Annotated in this window: 8 protein-coding genes and 2 pseudogenes; 4 read left to right on the plus strand and 6 right to left on the minus strand. The window is 63.2% G+C overall.

The window, feature by feature from the left end; translation table 11 throughout:
- The first annotated feature begins 159 nt into the window (after nt 1–159).
- Nucleotides 160–1,272 carry a sensor histidine kinase gene (locus RKE40_RS18200; RefSeq protein ID WP_316019646.1) on the plus strand — a complete coding sequence of 371 codons (1,113 nt, stop codon included), beginning with the start codon at nt 160–162 and terminating at the stop codon, nt 1,270–1,272.
- Nucleotides 1,273–1,508: 236 nt separating this feature from the next.
- Here the strand turns inward: RKE40_RS18200 and RKE40_RS18205 are convergent.
- The 4 genes and pseudogenes from RKE40_RS18205 to RKE40_RS18220 all read right to left on the minus strand — a co-directional run bounded on the left by RKE40_RS18205 (nt 1,509) and on the right by RKE40_RS18220 (nt 8,928).
- Nucleotides 1,509–1,882: pseudogene (locus RKE40_RS18205) on the minus strand (VOC family protein).
- Nucleotides 1,883–2,050: 168 nt separating this feature from the next.
- A complete protein-coding gene (locus RKE40_RS18210; RefSeq protein WP_316019647.1) occupies nt 2,051–6,538 on the minus strand; it encodes an autotransporter domain-containing protein in 4,488 nt (1,495 codons plus the stop codon).
- Nucleotides 6,539–6,884: 346 nt separating this feature from the next.
- Nucleotides 6,885–7,769 carry an AraC family transcriptional regulator gene (locus tag RKE40_RS18215; RefSeq protein ID WP_316019648.1) on the minus strand — a complete coding sequence of 295 codons (885 nt, stop codon included), beginning with the start codon at nt 7,767–7,769 and terminating at the stop codon, nt 6,885–6,887.
- 262 nt (nt 7,770–8,031) lie between these two features.
- A complete protein-coding gene (locus RKE40_RS18220; RefSeq protein ID WP_316019649.1) occupies nt 8,032–8,928 on the minus strand; it encodes a MarR family transcriptional regulator in 897 nt (298 codons plus the stop codon).
- A gap of 156 nt (nt 8,929–9,084) precedes the next feature.
- On the opposite strand from RKE40_RS18220, the gene RKE40_RS18225 reads away from it, so the two are divergent.
- Entirely contained in the window at nt 9,085–9,798 is a 714-nt protein-coding gene (locus tag RKE40_RS18225; protein WP_316019650.1) for a carbonic anhydrase, read from the plus strand.
- 505 nt (nt 9,799–10,303) lie between these two features.
- Here the strand turns inward: RKE40_RS18225 and RKE40_RS18230 are convergent.
- The gene (locus RKE40_RS18230; RefSeq protein WP_316019651.1) at nt 10,304–11,527 is read right to left on the minus strand and encodes a benzoate/H(+) symporter BenE family transporter; all 1,224 of its coding nucleotides are present in this window, start codon (nt 11,525–11,527) and stop codon (nt 10,304–10,306) included.
- A gap of 173 nt (nt 11,528–11,700) precedes the next feature.
- On the opposite strand from RKE40_RS18230, the pseudogene pdxR reads away from it, so the two are divergent.
- Together pdxR and RKE40_RS18240 are read left to right on the plus strand one after the other, a co-directional pair.
- A pseudogene (pdxR, locus tag RKE40_RS18235) lies at nt 11,701–13,197 on the plus strand (MocR-like pyridoxine biosynthesis transcription factor PdxR).
- A gap of 370 nt (nt 13,198–13,567) precedes the next feature.
- Nucleotides 13,568–15,811 (plus strand): AAA family ATPase, encoded by a 2,244-nt coding sequence (locus RKE40_RS18240; RefSeq protein WP_316019652.1) that lies wholly within the window; start codon nt 13,568–13,570, stop codon nt 15,809–15,811.
- A 160-nt stretch (nt 15,812–15,971) separates the two neighbouring features.
- Here the strand turns inward: RKE40_RS18240 and RKE40_RS18245 are convergent, their stop codons facing one another.
- Nucleotides 15,972–17,153, minus strand: a complete 1,182-nt coding sequence (locus tag RKE40_RS18245) for a hypothetical protein (RefSeq protein WP_316019653.1) — start codon at nt 17,151–17,153, stop codon at nt 15,972–15,974.
- Between the last annotated feature and the right edge of the window lie 815 nt (nt 17,154–17,968).

A 17,968-nucleotide genomic window follows, 5' to 3' on the forward strand; every position in this document is an offset into this window, starting at 1 on the left:
CGTTTTGATGGGCTTTCGCCGCGCTCGCCTCATTTACATCGCCGGAGTGTCACGAGACACGAACCTGCGCGGTGCCGGCAGAGAGGCGGGTCGAGTAGCCTGTCGGAATGCTTGTTGCTATCGTCCTTGAGACAATGACACCTGCTTCGGAGCGATTGGGTGACCAAGCTCGGTGAGGAAGGTTTGAGGGCACCATCCCCCGGACTACCGATTTCTCCGGCTGTACGAAGCCGACGTGTCGCTCCGTTGGAGTACAGCCCCCTAGGTGCCGAAAGCGCCGACGAGCCAGATCTGCGCGACTGGCTGGTTGCGATCATCAACGGATCGGACGATGCGATCATCAGCAAAGACCTGAATGGAACCATCCGCACATGGAACGCCGGCGCGACGCGCTTGTTCGGCTATTCGGCCGAGGAAGCTGTCGGGAAGCCGATTACGATTCTGATCCCGGAGGACAGGCTCGATGAAGAGCCGACGATCTTGGCCGCGATCAAGCGTGGTGATCGCGTCGAGCATTTTGAAACCGTCCGCCGCCGCAAGGACGGAAGCTTTGTTGATCTGTCACTCACGATTTCACCCGTGCGCAATGCGCGCGGAGCCATCGTAGGCGCCTCGAAGATTGCACGAGACATCACCGAGCGCCGTCTCGCGCAGGAGAAGCAGAGACTTCTCTATGGCGAGATGCAGCACCGGGTGAAAAACCTTTTTGCGCTGGCCGCAGGCATTGTTTCGTTGAGCGCACGGTCAGGCGCTGACATTCGCACAGCAACTGAAAATGCTCGCAGTCGCCTTGCAGCGCTCTCGCGTGCGCATGAGCTGACAATGCCGGATTGGCAGGGTGATGGCCTCATTGGCCAAACCACCACGTTGCTAACCTTGGTGCGCGCCATCCTGCAGCCCTATGCCGGGCATCAGAAGATTGACGTTTCCGGCGATGATCCTGAGGTGGGACCGAGGGCTCTCCCGCACGTCGCTCTTCTCCTCCATGAGTTGGCGACCAACGCAGCCAAATATGGCTGTCTATCTGAGATCGAAGGCAGCCTTGCCGTCCGCGTCGTTGAAGAAAATGGCACGGTCGCGTTGAAATGGACTGAGCATTCCCCGACGCAAGTCCTGCCTCCATCAAGCCATGGCTTCGGCAGCCACCTTGAGAAAAGCGTTCAGATGTCGCTTGCAGCCACGATTCAGAGAGAATGGCAGAGCAGCGGGCTCGCCGTGAGGATCGCAATTCCGGTCGATCAGCTTACCAACTTAGCCAACGGGCTTCGATAGCTCTACCGCCAGAGATTCGGGGTGGGGTGTCACTGCAGCGCCACAAGCGGACTCTGGCTCTTTGTCGGAAAGCGGACTTGGGAGCGCGGCGGCGGCACGACCGGAAGCGACCCTTCTGGGACTGCGGGGAGGTCCGCTTCGTGGCGGGCCGATTAACCCGAAAGGACTGGCCGAGATTGGACCGTCCGCTTGCCGGCGGAGCGGGATGATCTTCGGAGCTGCTGTTGCCGATTGTGTTACTTCGTCGGCTGAGAGCGCGCGGTGAGCTTGTTTCCGTCCGGATCACGAAGGTAGGCGACGAAGGCTCCGTTCGGGCGCTCGCTAGGTGGGCTCTCGATCGCCGTCCCACCATGCGTGGTGCCGGCCTTATGCACGCGAGAACATGGTCACGGCTCGCAGCGGCGATACCGATGGTCCCACCGTTGGCGGCGGTCGCTGGATTGCCGTCGATCGGCTTCGTGATCATTAGCCGACCGCCCCTGTGGGCATAGAGCAACCTGCCTCTGGCATCTATCTCGCCAAGCTCGCCTCCTAACGCGGCGAATGTGGCGTCGTAGAAATCTCTAGCCCGCTCCAGGTCGTTGCTGCCGATCATGACGTGAGTGAACATCCTTTTATCTCCAAAAACGGCCTGTGCCAGATAATCGAGCGCGGAGACGAGCGGATGCCGCGAATATCCGAACGAGCACGCGCGCGATCAAAACTGGATGCAAACGGAGCCGCAAGTCGGGCCGTGAGCATTCGGCTCTTGTTGTTTCTGCTGGTTGCAAACATTCCTTCAAAACCGAACCTCGAAGCGGCCCCTGAGGGCGTGGTCGCGGATGCGTTCTCCGATCGTGGCGGAGTAGGCGAGGCCCAGCGTCGTGTCATAACCGACGCGCCAGTCGAGCCCGGCCTCGGCGACGAGCGCATTTCGGTCGATCTCCGCCGCATGGACGCGCGCCGGGACACTGCCCGCGGCGAACGCGGCCATCGCTTGTGGGGCCAGTTCGCCGAAGCCGTAGCGCCAGCCGAGCAGGCCGCGGGCAAAGAGCGGCATGGCACCAAGCTGCGCCTCGGCGCGCAGGCCGAGCGTCGCAAAGCCGAGGCTCTGCTCGCCGGAGAAGACCCGCAGCGCCGCTGCCCCGCCCTGCTCGAGATCCGAGCCACTCGAGATCCGCAGCAAGGCGAGCTGAGCGAAGGGCTCGAATGCGAACCGCTCGAACCGGAAGGCATGGCCGAGCTCGGCAAAGCCCTGCAGCAGCTCGCTGCCGCGTTGCGAGCGTAGCGTATCGCCGAAGCTACTGACCCGGATCTGCCGGGTCAGGCTGGTCTCTCCGAAGGAGTAGCCCAGGCCGCCATCGAGGCGCCAGGCGCCGAAGCGCGCCCCGGCATAGAGCAACGCGTGGCCGCTCTCGAGCCGCCCCGAGGAGAGCCGGCCATCGATGTCGAAGGTCGACCAAGTGTAGCCGCCCGCGACGCCGATGCGAAGGGAGCTCGCAACGCTGTCGTGGAGCTTGAGATCGGCGCCGAGAACAGCGCCGCCGGTGCGGTGCGACAGCCCTGCCGCGTTGCCGTCGGCATTAGTACTCGCCTGCGCTCCGACCGCCTCGCCCCAGAAGGTGAAGCGCTCGTCGAGGCGCGGCGCCGGCATGTCGGCCACGCCCTGGCGGCCCCGAAGATCAGTGAAGGCGCCGGCTACCGGCGTGCCGGGCAGCGGCAGCAGGGCTCCGCGCAGACGCCCCAACACCGCCTCGCGCATCAGGCGACTTTCACCGATCGCGACCGCAACGCCTTGGGCATGAGCCTCTCCCGAGAGCAGGTCGAAGCCGGCGCGCGCCTCGTCGGCCTCGCTCAGCAGCGCGACAGCGTTCCAGACCGGATTGGTCTGGGGCAGGCCACCGACAGCGGCTCCGGCGGCCTGTTGGTTGCGGGTCCGCGCGACACCGGCAAAGTCGAGATTGTTGCGGCGGAATGTGAGCGTGACGTCATTGCCGTCACCGCCGGCATAGTCGAGCACGTGGTCGAGGAACAACAATCTGTCGAGATCGGTGACCTTGCCGAAGGTGCCGGTGACGGCTCCCGCGCCTCGCTGTTCGATGATGGTGAAGGGTCCGTTGGTGATCGACCAGCCCGCGGCATTGTTGGGCGACAGCAAAAGGTCGAGCCTGGCATCGGTGATGTCGACGGACCCGGCGACCACGACCCCGCTGGTGCCCGAAGGCCCGCCGATAATGGTCAGGGTGCCGTGATTGACATAGTCGCCTGCAACCACCTGCTGGCCGGAAGCGGTGCCGTCGCCGGGCTTATGATTCCCCCCGGCATTGATGGTTATCTGCGATCCGGCCGAGCCAATGGTGCCCAGCCCGCTGAGCGTGGCACCGTTCAGCACGGTGATCGCGCCGCCGATCCGGCCGCCCGAGACATCGCCGACCAATAACTCGCCACCCGACACTGTCGTGGTGCCGGCGAAACCGGAACTATCGCGCGTCACGCGAACCGTTGCGACGCCGGATTTGGCAAACTCCCCGCGGCCCGAGATCGACCCGGCATAGCTGCCATCGACCGCCTGGTCGAAGGTAAGAGAAGCGCCGGCATCGATCTTGGCGTCGCCGCGGAAGCGATCCGTCGCCGAGACGATCCCACCCGCTTCGATCGCCCAGTCCAGCGAGGAGGTGCCGGCCAGGGTGAGGCTGCCGGCGCCGCGCTTGATCATCGCGCCATCGGTTCCGCCCAGGCCGGCGATATCGCCACCAAAGCTGGCATTGCCGGCTTGGTCGAACACGACCGTGCCGGCATTGCCGATCGAGCCCGAGATCGAGCCGGCATGGCCCACAAGAGTGCCGGCCCGGACCAGCGTGTTGCCATAAGCATTGCTGCCCGTGAGCGCGAGCGTGCCGCCGCCCTGCTTATGCAGATCGCCAAGGCCGGTGATGTCGCCGGCGGCCGTGAAGCGGTTGGCCGCATCGTCGATGTCGAAGCCCCCGCCACCCGTTCCGAGCACGATGGCCCTGTCGGTTGCAGTGTAGCCAGTCCCCGTCACCCGCAGGGTGCCGCCATCGAAGGTCAGGCCACCGGCTGCCGCGCCGAGATTAGCGTCGGAGCCAACCGATACCACGCCGCCGGCAAGCGTCGTACCGCCGGTATAGGAGTTGGTCCCGGTCAACACCAACGTGCCGCCGCCGACTTTGGCGAGAGCGTTGGCGCCGCCGTCGGCGATGACCGAGCCGATCGCTGTCGAGACACCGCGGTCGACATTGAGCGTACCGGCATTGCCCGCCGCCGGCGTCAGCTGAAGGACGCCGCCACCCATTACATAACCGTCAGTGGAGAATTGCAAGGTGTCGAAGCGCTGGGCTCCATCGACGGTGACGGTTCCGGCCGTGCCTGCGAACGCACCGACCGAGCCTGCCCAGCCGGCATTGCCGCTGCCTGAGACATTCGTCCAGTTCGTGCCGAATCCCCGCCAGACTCCGGTGCCGCCGTCGACCGTGCCGTTGGACGTGGTGCTGGCGCCGTCCCAGAACTGCATGGTCTGGCCCGCGCCGAGCACCGACAGATTCACCTGGCCGGGACGCGTGTACTGCAGCTCATGGCTGGCCACCGTGAAACCCGCGCGGGCGGAGGTGACGCTCTCGCTCACGAAGGCGCTGCCAGGGGCCAGCGTGATGTAGTCGAACAGCCGATAAAAGCCTGCCGCCGCGACCCGCGCATCGAGGCTCCCGCCCAGGGTCAGCGTGCCGTTGACCACGACCAGGTCATTGCCGCCAGCTCCGGTACCTGCCACCACGCCCGGCGTATTTAGCTCGAACATGGAGGTCGCGCCGGCGCCCAGCGTCAGATTGCTGTCGAAGGTCAGCGCGCCAGGGCTGTTCCCGGCCGACAGCGTGCCATCGATGCTAACCGCGCCGGTCAGCGTGCCGGAGCCGCCGAGGGTACCGCCCGCTGCGATAGTGACCGCGCCGCCCAATACACCGTTGCCGGCCGCATCGCCGACGAGAAGGGTGCCGCCCGAAACCGTCGTTCTGCCGCTAAACCCGGAGCTGTCGCCGGTCAGCACGGTCGTGCCGGAGTGGACCTCGACTGCGCCGGCACCGACAATCTGCGGGGCAAAGTCGTAATTGCTGTCGGTGTGATTTAAGACGAGCGTGCCGGTGCCAAGCGTGACGGCGGTTGCGTCGAGCACACCCGCAGCCGCTGCGCTCGCTCCCGCCGCCGCTCCGATATTCAGCGCGCCGACGCCTGACAATCCCACATAGAGATTGCCTGAATTCGTCCAGGTCGAACCTGCCCCTGTCAGCGTCACGGCGCCGATGGAATGTGTGCCGAAGCCGATATAGCCTGTTGCACTGCTGACCGTGGCGCCGTCCGAAATGGTCAGGCTGCCATGGCCATTCAATCCGACGGCGAGGTTGTTGGACATGGACCAGGTGGAGTCCTTGCCTGTCACCAGCGCCGTGCCGATGGAGCCCGAACTATCTCCGATCCAGCCCGCCACACTGCCGACCGCCCCGCCGTTCGAGACGGTCAGGTTGCCGCTGCCGTGATACCCGACGATGAGCTGGCCGGAACTGGTCCAGGTCGAGCCGGCACCGGTCACTGTGGCGGTACCGGTGGAATTGGCCTGATAGCCGATATAGCCGTCGAAATTGCTGACTGCGCCGCTGGCCGCGACGGTCAGCGTGCCCTTGCCGGAGACACCGACAGCGAAATCACGGCTGTTTGTCCAGGTCGAGCCGGCGCCCGTCACTGTCGCAGCAGCAGTGGAGCCCGCGCCGCCGGCGATATAGCCGGACGTAGTGCTGACCGCGCCGACGCTCTCGATGTTCAGCGCGCCGCTGCCGTCCTGGCCGACAGCGATGTAGCCGCTGTTCATCCAGGTCGAGCCGGCCCCCGTGACGGTCACCTTGCCGATAGAGCCGGAATTGAAGCCGATCATGCTCTCCGTGTTGGTGACCGTGCCGCCTTGCGCCACGGTAAGGGTGCCGGAGCCGGAATGGCCAACGGTGAGGTAGTTGCCGCTCGTCCAGGTCGAACCGACCCCGGTCACCGTCGCCGCGCCGGTAGAGCCCGCCTGATTGCCGATGATGCTGGACGTATCGATGTCGACGACGCCCCCATTCCCGATCGTCAGCGTGCCTGAGCCGAAATAGCCGACATATATGCTGCTATTGCTCGTCCAGCTCGAGCCTGCGCCCGTCACGCTCACCGTGCCGGTGGCGCCGGCATAGAGACCGATTTGGCCATAGGTGCTGATGACCGCACCGCCTCCTTCGACAGCCAGCATGCCCGGGCCGAATCGCCCGACATCCAGGACCCCACCAACATTCCAAACGGGTGAGGTCGCCGGAGAAGGATTGACGTCGCCGGAGGTCGCCACGCTCTGTGCCGAAGCGGAAACGCTGGCCAGCAAACCTCCAAGACAGCTCACGAGCGCCGTGGAGGCGAGGAGCCTCCAGGATCGGCCAGAGGGGCCGAGCAGAAAACGAGCGTTAGCCTTCGAATCTGGTGTCGCTCGCATGCCGCCCTCTGTCTCGAAGAGGGCACCAGAGCGAACGGCTCGCATTTCCCCCTTGCGCGGGGATCCTGCTACCAGCGTTCCGCGCGACCGTTTTGATCGCTATTGCGCGGACTCACTCAAAACCGATGAAGATCGAAGCATCGATGATGCCATCGTCGTTCCACGGCGCTTGCCGATGAAACTCGTAGGCAGGGCTTGCGGTCAGACGACGACGATGCAGGGGCATCCAGACGGCACAAATCGCAAACACTGCGTCAGCCACGGCGGAATAGGGACCTGCTACATCAAGGCTGGCATATTCGCCGCTGCGGACTGCGTCGCCCCGAAAGGGCCCAGCGAGGCGTTCCGACAAGCGCTCATGATCGAGAATGCAGCAATCATATCGGATGAGGTGTTCGGGGGTTACCCCTGGATCGTCATAGAAAATGCCCACCGCTTGCCTGCCGGCCAGATCCACCCCTGCTCGCCGCAACATCGTGGCGAAGGCTCGCCAATAACCAGGAACGTGGGCGTAGCCCCCTTGAAACCGCATGGCGAGAACGGGAAGCGCGTGGTGCCGATGCGGCTTCGTCGTATCCGCGAATGCCCGATGGCGGAGCACGGGTTGAGGGGCCTTCGACCTGGCGATCAAGCGCGCCTTGCGCGGCGGCAGGCCATACTGCCGGGCGAACGCATGATTGAAGGCTGCCTGGCTCCCGTATCCTGTTTGGAGAGCGATATCGAGAATGCTGTGGTCGCTGCGCGTGAGAAGCGCGGCTGCCAGACCCAGGCGCAGACGGCGCTGATAGTTGCCTAGCGTATCACCAACCGCACGTTTGAGCCGGCGGTTAAGCTGAAAAGGGCTCAGGCCTACCGAGCTTGCCAGGTCGGTGAGGCCCGCGCTCGACGAATTGATTGCCTCCATTCGCGCGAGAATATCGATGATGTCGAGATCATCTACCGCCTGCGGCGCGCGAAGATCATGTTCTGGATCTGAAACAGGAAGCAGTAATTCCATTCAACGCAACGGTCTATTGGCGTCCAAGATTCGACAATAAGAAGCTAACCCATGCAGCATGTCATCGCGAAAATTGCGTCGTCCGCCTCCAGCCAGGCCTCAATGTCCGCGAGGCGCCGCGCCGCGTCAAAACAGGCGCGGATGGGGGCGCCCGGCCGTTTGCGCCAACTCCGGACAGCCGACAACCGCCAATAAGCGGACGTTAAGTGAGGCGAGCCGGCTTTCCGAGCCGCGCCTTCTTCAGGTCTTGGAAACACAAGACCTACTCCTCGGCGAGCAGGCGATAATGCGCCATCTGGCCTGCCGCCCAGGTCTCGAATTCCCGCACGAAAGCGGGCGAGATGGAGATGTCCCGACCACCATGGCTAACCGTGAAACAGCCGTGCCGCTCAGCCTCGACGAAGATATTTCCGATATGCTGGCGCGAGACACGAAAGCGCTCAGCCAGCGCGCCATAGGACAGCCGGATTGATGGTGCCCTGCCGAGCAAAGCCGCATAATGAGCTGCGAAGGCCGCTGACAGCACCGGATAGCCGCAATCATGCTCCGTGAATCGGACGATGCTCGGGAAGGGGACGAAGAGGATATCTTCGGCATGAAACCGGTCGTGCGAGCGACCAAGCCAATCGGAGAGAGGGTCGGCCTCGGCACGCAAGCGATCGGCGAGCGGGCGCGACGGAGGCGCCAGTCGTTCCGACGCCTCGAGAAAGGCAAGCGGCGAACGGGCGATCTCCTGGAGCAGCAACATCGACGGGCGCAGATGCAGCGCCCGTCGATCGCCGCTACCCCGGGTGGCGATTACATAGCCGCCATGGCGCAACGCGCTGATGAAGCCAGCGATCTGCCTGGCACTCGCCGGCGCGGCGCGCTGCAGGGCCGCGAGCGTTGGCGGCTCCCCGCGGCCGCTGCGCGAACGCGCATCGTTGCCGATCAATACGAAAGCGACGAGGTAACGCAGCTTCTGTGCGAACACCTTATTTGTCGGCCAAGCCACTCCTGGCGGCTGGACCATGGCGCCGCAGTAGGATTCGAGCACATCGGCAAAATCTGGCGACCGCATCAAGGCTGCAGCATAGGTCCAGGTTTTCCGCTCGGCAAAGCCCTGAACGGAGGAGTGGAGGACTGTCGCAACCGGCTCGGGCTCAAGAACATCGCTCATGGGAATCCCTGCAAAGTTTGGACTTCGCAGCCTCCATCGCCTGTAGCAGTAATGCGGTGCCTGCTGTGAGGGTGAGTGCGGCGACAAGGTTGATGAAACGTCGCTTTGGCAGCTCGGATCGCTTGCAGCGCAGGCTGACCTGGGGAGGCTTAGGCTATGTGCGACCTGTGTGCTCGGCCCACATCCGGAATGTCCCGCCGCGGCCTTTTTGCCGGCATGGCAGCCTTCGGCGCTACTGCTGCGCTTTCCCCGCGGGCCTCCGCCCAGGCTGCACCACAGAATGCGATCACGCCGGACGAGGCATTGAAACGGCTGATGGATGGCAATGCGCGCTATGCGGCCAATACGTCGGCCAATCTGGATTACTCGGCCGGCCGGGCCGCGCGGGTCACGGTCCAGCACCCGATTGCTGCGATCCTCAGTTGCGCTGATTCACGCGTTGCACCGGAGCTAGCCTTCGATCAGGGACCCGGCGACCTGTTCGTGGTTCGCCTCGCTGGCAATTTCGTCAACAATGACGGGCTGGCGAGCCTCGAATATGCGGTGAAGTTCCTCAACACGCCGCTCGTCATTGTCCTCGGCCATTCACGCTGCGGCGCCATCGATGCCGCGATCAAGGTCGTGCGGGACGGGGCGGCCCTGCCGGGTCATCTCCAGGAAATGGTCCGCGAAATCAGGCCCGCCGTCAAAGCTGCCAAAGCCGACAAGCCGGACGATGTTCTCGCTGCGGCGATTGCAGAGAATATCCGCCGGGGCGTGCGGCGCCTCGAAACGGCCAAGCCGATCCTCGCGGATTTCGTGAGGAGCGGGAAGGTCAAGGTGGTGGGCGCCCATTACGAATTGGCAAACGGGAAAATCACTCTGCTCTGATGGCTCCGCGGGAAATTATCTCGCCAGCCGGCCGATCAGCCTTTACCCAGGCGTCTTGTCACGAGGCGGCTCAGCCTGTCGGTAAAGGTGCTCGCCGTCCAGGACGCCGTGCTGCAACCGTGTCCTGATCGCCCAGATGTGGCGCGGCTTCAGGGGCGGCTTCGGACCTATGATGCGGCCGGTATTCCAAGCTGGACTTTGATGGGTTCTGCCAAGCTTCGGCGCGTATGACGCATCCTCCATTGGGATGCCGCCTCCGCAGCCACTATAACTCGTCCGCGCTATCGCAGAGCGCCAAAGCACCTTCCTCCTTCCGGGCGAGATGCGCCAATTCCGGACCTCGACCGGCGGCTCTATCCGCCTACACAGGGGAGAGCAATCCGATCGGTGCGCACTCTCCCGAAGTTGCGCCGCAAGGCTCTCGATGGCTGAGACCTTGCGTGTCCCGCTCGAAATAGGGACATCACGGGCTCCGGCACGGCACGGGAAGCGCGCGGCTCTGCCCTCATTTCGCGGCCGCCCTGCTCCTGGCCAGGCCGCTGCGCGGCAGGCGACCATTCAGAACGACATGGGCGACGAGCCCGATGACCAGCCCCCAGAATGCTCCGCCGATCCCGAGCAGCTTGATGTTCGCCGCCGAGGCCAGGAAAGTGATGAGTGCGGCTTCGCGCGACGTCGGATCGGCCATCGCTCCCGCAAGGCTTCCGCCGATCGTGCCGAGCAGCGCCAGGCCGGCCAGCGTGGTGATGAAGGTCGCCGGAAAGGCCATGAAGACGGCTGCCAGCGTGACGCCGAATATCCCCACGAGCACATAGAAGCAGCCGGCCGCGATACCCGCGATCCAACGCTTCGACGGATCAATGTGAGCTTCCTTGCCCGTGGCGATCGCCGCGGTGATCGCTGCGATGTTGAAGGCATGGGATCCGAACGGGGCCATGATGAGCGAGCCGAGGCCCGTCACGGTGACGATCGGATTGGCGCTGGTCTTGAAGCCGTCATTTCGCAGCACGAGCATCCCCAGCATGTATTGGCCGCTCAACGTGATCAGGAAGAGCGGCAGTGCGACGGACAGGAGCGCATTCAGCGAGAAGGCCGGCATCGTGAAGACGGGCGTTGCGAAGGCCGGCTTCAGCCCAGACAGATCGACCCGGCCCTGCACGAGCAGGAAGCCCAGTCCGATGATGAGGATTCCGACCACGGCATAGCGCGCCGAAAACCGCTTCAGCACGACATAGGCGACGACCAGCAAGCCGACGAGCAGCGGGTCGATGCTCGCACCGCCGAATGCGCCGATGCCGAACTGCAGCAGGATACCGGCCAGCAGACCGGAGGCGATGCCCGGCGGGATCAATCGGATCACCTTCTCGAAGCAACCCGACAGCCCCAGCGCGACGAAGGCCACGGCCGAGACCATGTAGGCGCCGATGGCCTCGGCATAGGGCGTACTGCCGAGCGCGGCGACGAGAAACGCCGCTGCCGGAGTCGACCAGGCGGTGATGATCGGCTCGCGGTAATGCCAGCTCAAGGCGATTCCCGTCAGCCCCACGCCGATCGAGACCGACCAGACCCAGGAGGCCGTCAACTCGGGGCTCAGCCCCGCGATCCTCGCAGCCTGGAAGACCAGGATGAAGGTGCCGCCATAGTTGACGATCACGGAGATCAGGCCGGCGACGACGGGATACGGCAGGTCTTTCAAGCGAATGGGAGAAGATGCGGTGCGGGACGGCATGATCCTGAAAGGACCTCCTGGAGCTCGGCGCGGGACAGCAAACCGGATTGACACATAGCCAGTGAATGGCCCGGTATGCCCATCCAATCGGCTCGCAAGGTTCAGACCATTTGTTCAGGCATTCCCAGCTGGAAACCGTGAAGGCGTGGATCGCCCATCCCGCTCACGTGACCATGCCCCTTCATGCGCGGATCCAGCGCGCCATCCGGCAATTGATCGTCGATGGTGCGCTTGGCGCGGGAAAGCCCTTGCCGTCCTCCCGTGCCCTCGCCACGTCGCTCGGCGTGTCGCGGGATACCGTCGAAGCCTCCTATGGTCGGCTTCATGCCGAAGGCTTCATCGAGCGCCGCGTCGGCAGCGGCAGCTTCGTGGCGCAGATGCCGGAATTCACGACCGGCCATCGGTCCGTTCGACGGCAAGCCTTGCTGCGCCGCCAAGCTCCCAACCTCAGCGAGCGCGGCAACGCCATGTTCAGCAGCGGCGGGGTGCGCGAGATGCTGTCGCCGCGGCCCTTCGCCCCCGGGGTTCCGGAAACCCGCACCTTTCCGCTTCAGATCTGGGAGAGGCTGGAACGGCAGGTGCGCAGGGAAGTCGGCACCCAGGCCCTGGCACATGGCGACCCACAAGGATCCGAAGCGCTGCGCCGCGCCATCGCCGATTATGTGAACCTCGAACGCGGCGCGCGCGCCACCGCCGACCGGGTGCTGATCCTTACCAGTTCACAGCAAGCCATGATGCTATGCGCGAGTATGTTACTCGATCCCGGCGACCGGATCTTCATGGAAGACCCAGCCTATTATGGCGCACGCAAGGGGTTCGACGCAGCCGGGCTGGAGTGCGTCCCGATCCGGGTGGATCCGCAGGGGATCGTCGTCGAACAGATCCTGGCCGAACCACGCAAGGCGAAAGCCGTTTCGCTGACGCCCTCCCATTAGTTCCCGACCGGCGCGACGCTGGCGCTCGATCGGCGCCTGGCCCTGATCGAGTGGGCCGCGCGGCATCAGGCCTGGATCATCGAAGACGATTACGACAGCGAATTCCACTATGCCGGGAAGCCGATGGCCTGCGTGCAGGGACTCGATCAGCATGACCGGACGATCTATATCGGCACCTTCACCAAATCTCTCTTTCCGGGCTTGCGGATCGGCTATGCCGTGCTGCCGCCGCAGCTCGTGGAGCCGATGACGGTCGCGCGTACCCTCCTCGACGGGCATTCCGCCCCGATGGCCCAACTCACTCTGGCCCGGTTCATCGAAGGCGGACATTTCGGCGCCCATGTACGCACCATGCGCAGCATCTATGCGAAGCGACTCGATACGCTTGTCGGCCTTGTCGAAAGGCACCTGTCGGACTTTATCGAGCCGCGCATTCCCGTCGGTGGGCTGCAGATGCCCCTGCTTGCTGAGGGATGGGCTATCCGAACGCATCGCGATCGATGCGGCGCGGCGTTCCGGCGTCGAGCTCCTGGGATTGTCAGCGCTTCATGCCAGAAGCGATGCTGCAGCCGGTTTCCTGATGGGCTTTGCCGCTTATATTCCCATGGAGATCGAGATCGCGGTCAGGAAGTTGGCGCCTGCATTCCAGGCGGTCGCCAAGCTATAGCGCCGATTCGGGCGCAACAGTTTTCCGCCGGAGCGGCCCGAGCGCCGTCCCGTTTCGGTGTTGGATGACGCCGGTCATCCGGACAGTGGCCGAGAGCTGGAAAAACGCTTTCGAAAAGCTGCCTGAGCGCCGAGGATCAGCTCACGCCGGAACTGCCCATGGTTTTCGTGAGTGGCGTCTAGGCTGCGCCAGAATCGGACATAGAGACATTGTCCGGAAGCGGACATTCAGAGCTCCGGCTCGGAGTGACAGTTCGTGCCCCCTTTCCCTTAAGTGCTGCTCCGATCGCACCTTCTTCGCAGCGGGTTGACTCGGAGGAGTTCGTCAATCGCTGAAGTTGGCCCTCGTTCGCCTGTGGATTCCCTTGGGTGATCCTTGCCGCGACTTGAGATTAAGTAATCTCGACCGTAGCTTCATCCCAAAGGTGGAATAGGGCTGATGCTTCTCAGGATTAAGGCCGTCGAACAAATTGGCCGCTTCTCGAAGCTTACACAGAGGGCGGAGCCGTTGGCTAAGCTGTCTTTAGTGTTCGCACGGAACGGCCATGGTAAAAGCACGCTGTGCTCAATCCTTAGGTCAGCAGCCGACGGGAAGCCCGAACACATCACGGCGCGTCGGCGGCTCGGAGCTCTAGCTGACTCGCGGGTAGAGTCGCAGTGGGCAACTGGGACGTTCGCGTACAGCGCGGGAAAGTGGAACGGCTGTCCGGGTAAAATCCACATCTTTGACCAGGAGTTCATCGCGAAGAATCTTCACGTCGGTGACAGCGTCACCCGAGATAACAAGAGAAGCTTGCTGCCCGTCGTCCTCGGCGATCAGGGCGTGGCTCTGGCGAGCCAAGTCAATGCTTTGGACAGAGAGCAGCGGGATGTTGATGACAACAGGCGTGTTGCAGCTCGCATCATCCTGGCCGCTTGTAAGGGGATCTCGGATGCCGAGGTGCCTGCGTTTTGCAAGGCCGAGGTGCCTGCTGATTTAGGGGAGAAGATTCGAGGAGCTGCCCAGCGCGTCGAGTTGGCCAAGCAAGCGGCCGTTATCAAGCAGAAGCGTAACCCCGACCCGCTTCCGCTCGGCGACTTGGGTGATGTCGCCGAAACGCTCTCACAAACGCTGGATGGCGTGAACGAGAACGCAGCCGACCTCGTGGCTCGGCACCTGGCAACACATCATCTGGGTGAAAAGGCTCACGCCTGGCTGGAGTATGGGACGCGCCATTCGCAAGCAGCGCAGTGCCCATATTGCGCGCAAGGGACGGTTGGTTTGCAGTTAGTCTCTGCGTATCGAGCGTTTTTCAGCGAGACCTTCAAGGAGCTGAAGGAGCGGATCGACGAGATATCGAACACACTCGATCAGCTTGCGCCCCCGGTGCTCGAAGAGCGGATTCGGATCAATGATGCCGAGTACGCATATTGGGCCAGGGTTTGCGATCTGCCGTCACTACCCGGCCTCAGCGCAATGCAGCAGGAACTCATCGGTGCGGCGCTCTCTCGGTTGAAGGCGGTTGTCAACATCAAGCGCGGCAATCCTTTGGAAGCGTGCGGGTTTGGCGATGACAGCGAAAGTATCGAGCGGGCTCTCCGGTTGCTCGCCGCATACAATCAGCAGGTCAGCGATAGCCTTTCTGTCATCGAGGCTGCTCGCGCCGAAACGGATGAGGCCGATGTCCGCCGTGTCGAGAACGCGCACCTGAAATGGTTGGCAATGGAGGAGAAGGCGCGCGAGCCCGTTCAGTCAGCGGTAGCTGCCTACTCGGTCGCTGAAGCCCGACTTGAAGCCATCCAAGGAGAGAAATCTACCGCTCAGGCAGCATTGAAATCATACACCCAGACGACGATGGATACCCGCCAGGCTGCGGTAAACGATCTACTGAGCGATTTTGGAGCCAGCTTTCGGATCGTCGATGCGAAAACAAGTTTCGTCGGTCGTGAGCCAAGCACCGAATTTGCTTTGGAACTCGGCGCGCACAAGGTCAAGGCAGGGGACAAGTCAGCGACTGAGCCGAGCTTCAAGACAGTTCTCAGCAGCGGCGATAAGACGACGCTCGCATTGGCCTTCTTCATCGCGCAGATCGAAGCGGATCCCGATCTGAAGGACGCGGTGGTCATTTTCGACGACCCATTCAATAGCCAGGACATGGATCGGCAGTTCCAAACCACCAGCCACATCCGGTCGGTCTGCGAAAGGACATGTCAGACGCTGGTCCTTTCCCATGACCCGCGTTTCCTGCAACTGATTGAAAAGAACAGCTATCAGCTTCCGCTGCGGACATTCCAGTTACTGAGCAACGATGCCGGAGAGGGGATTCTCTCTACCTGGAGCAGCGCCGACGAGCTCAAGTCGCTCTATCTCCAGCAATCGCAGGCGATACGCGAGTATGCCTCGCACCAGAAGGTGTTGCCTGGACTAACGCTTAACGCCGTCCATCAATCCATCCGGCCCTTCCTGGAGGATTATCTGCGGCTTCGCTTTCCCGGCCGGTTCCCAGATCAGTGCTTTATTTCTGACATGGCTGTCGAAATTCAAAAGGCTGGGTCTAGTGACCCCATGGCGACTCACGTGAGCGACCTTTTTGCCCTGAATGAGTACACGCGATCGAATATGCATGGCGGCGGGACAACCCCGCAGCCGACAGAGCTACGAGCACATTGCAGGAAGGTCGTGGCGATCGTCGGAAGCTATTAGGTTTGCTTGCCAGACTTAACATGGGCACCGCATAGTTCCTCGCGACTGGCGCCTTGCCCCGCAAGGCCCTGTTTGACCAATGGCTACGCGACCGGTGTGATCTACGGAATCGGCCTCGCGGCGCCCCCGCTGGATGGGCGTATCCGCGGCGCCGGAGGGTTCAACTCTCGAACAGGCGACGCCGGATCGTCGGGTTGATTGGAGGGCGCAATTCCATCGTTGGATCCAGGCGTGCCGCCTCGAGCTCCGCCTCGGTCACTGCAAAGGGCAGAAAACTGCCGTCGAGCCGCCGCAGCGAGGTGAAGAAGCGCCCGTCGTCCGTCATGACGCTGGCGGGATCCTGCTGAGTATAGAAGCCCAGCATATGAGCCCGGCGCTGCGGATCGTCGTGCTTGGCGAGATAGGGGTCCCAGTGGCGCGGACTGCCGAGCCGGGCGACGACCGCACGCAGTGGCGTGTTCCAGAAATAGTCGACCCAGGCCGCGCTCGGATCGCAGACCGTCTGGTCGTAAAAGATCTGGCCGACAAGCTCGGAAAACTGCCGCGGGTGAAGAGCGTTTCCGTCGAGATAGGCGTAGCGCTGTGTCAGGAAGCGGCCGTGGATGCCGCCGTCGAACAGGCAAATCAGGCCGACGCTGCCGCTGCGCAAGGCAATGCCGGCAAGCATCGCGTTGTCGATCAGGTCGAAGGCGCCGATGCGCTGATCCCGCTCGTCGATCCTGAAGCGGTAGAGCGTGTAGGGCGCTTCATAGAAGAACTGCGGAACGGGCGGATCGTCCCGGTGGCAGGCGACCATGCCCTTGCCCGTCGCGAAGCAGCGCAGGGTCATCCCGCAAAGGCGCTGGCCCTCCAGCACCTCGGTCGGCAGGATCCGCCCCGGTGACGGATCGTCGCGCTGGCGATGATCATGTGCTGAATGGCTCTTGCGCGCCAGCAGCCAATGGATTTTGCCGAGCCAGAACGCCAGTACAGCGTCATCCACCCGGGCCAGCGCGGCATAGGGGTCGGGATGCGTGAAAGCCGGCGCGAGCCGGCTCTCGATCGCTCCGAAGCGCTGATTGTTGCAGCGGGCGCAAATACCGATCTTCACGCTGCGATAGCGCTTGTCGATGAAGTTGGGGATGGTCAGACGCTGGTTCAGCAGGTCGTGCTTCTGCTGCAGCCAGAGCGGGACAATGTGCTCCTCGGTATGGACGTATCGCTGCGTTGACCGGCCGCAAAGCGGGCAGTGCGTGGCAATGTCGCGCAGGCGCAGCACATCGCCGATCATGCGAAGCGACATGGCCGGATCGTCCCCGTTGAACCTCCACCCGGTTATGGGCCAAATCGGGCTGCGGGGCACACAACCAATTTGAGCTATACGAAACCAGACGCTCCCGAAATCTGCTAAGGGCTAGCTTTGGCCGTAGCATGGTCACTCCAGATTAAATGCCGGAAACCGGACGTTACCAGTGTCCGCTAGGGGCCAACTTCCGCCAGGACCCGGCACACGATCGAATGTCTGACTTGGGTTGGTTTTGCTCCTTCGACCTCGCCTCACCGTGGTGAGCTATCCGATGAAATGAGCTCGGCATAACCAGCAACCCGACGATGCCGACGATCAACGCGAGAACACCCAGTTCAAGCCGCTTCTCGGCCGTCGTCAGAGCGGTGTACGCATTCTGTAAGGGAGCCTGAAACTGAAAGCCCAACAGGATCCGGGCTCAGCGAGTTGCAAAGCCTGCTGATCGATGAGGTGAGGGCTCAACCCCTACGCGCGCTTGCCTGGGCTGCGGCCGCCGGGGTGGTCATCGGTTTCTGGGCGCGAGATTGGCTATGGGCGGCCTTGTCGCCCAACTCGTGTCATCGGCGACGGCAGCTCTCAAGCGTCGGGCAATCGTCTACGGCCTCTGGGTTGTCAGCGGCCTGTTCGTACTCTTCGCCGCGGGCTACGCGCTTGATGCGCTCCATGCCTGGCTTATGTTCTGTGGGGTTCGATAGCGGCCAGCCTGACTGTGGCGGGCGGTCTGCTGCTCTGCGCGATTGGCCTGATCATCACCGGCTATCTTCTCTCGCGCACAACAGCGCCCACGCTGTACCAGCGTCTGCAAGCGTCTCCGGAGATCTCAAGAACGGCGAAGCTCCTGACGCGCCCGAAGCGAACGATGGCGCCGGCCG

It is taken from the genome of Allobosea rubneri (assembly GCF_032464875.1).
In the GTDB taxonomy this organism is placed as follows: domain Bacteria; phylum Pseudomonadota; class Alphaproteobacteria; order Rhizobiales; family Beijerinckiaceae; genus Allobosea; species Allobosea rubneri.

Coding starts and splice junctions, on each gene's coding strand:
- RKE40_RS18220 (WP_316019649.1), bottom strand. CDS start 8,928: ATGAGCGATGTTCTTGAGCCCGAGCCGGTTGCGACAGTCCTCCACTCC.
- RKE40_RS18225 (WP_316019650.1), top strand. CDS start 9,085: ATGTGCGACCTGTGTGCTCGGCCCACATCCGGAATGTCCCGCCGCGGC.
- RKE40_RS18230 (WP_316019651.1), bottom strand. CDS start 11,527: ATGCCGTCCCGCACCGCATCTTCTCCCATTCGCTTGAAAGACCTGCCG.
- RKE40_RS18210 (WP_316019647.1), bottom strand. CDS start 6,538: ATGCTGGCTGTCGAAGGAGGCGGTGCGGTCATCAGCACCTATGGCCAA.
- RKE40_RS18240 (WP_316019652.1), top strand. CDS start 13,568: ATGCTTCTCAGGATTAAGGCCGTCGAACAAATTGGCCGCTTCTCGAAG.
- RKE40_RS18215 (WP_316019648.1), bottom strand. CDS start 7,769: ATGGAATTACTGCTTCCTGTTTCAGATCCAGAACATGATCTTCGCGCG.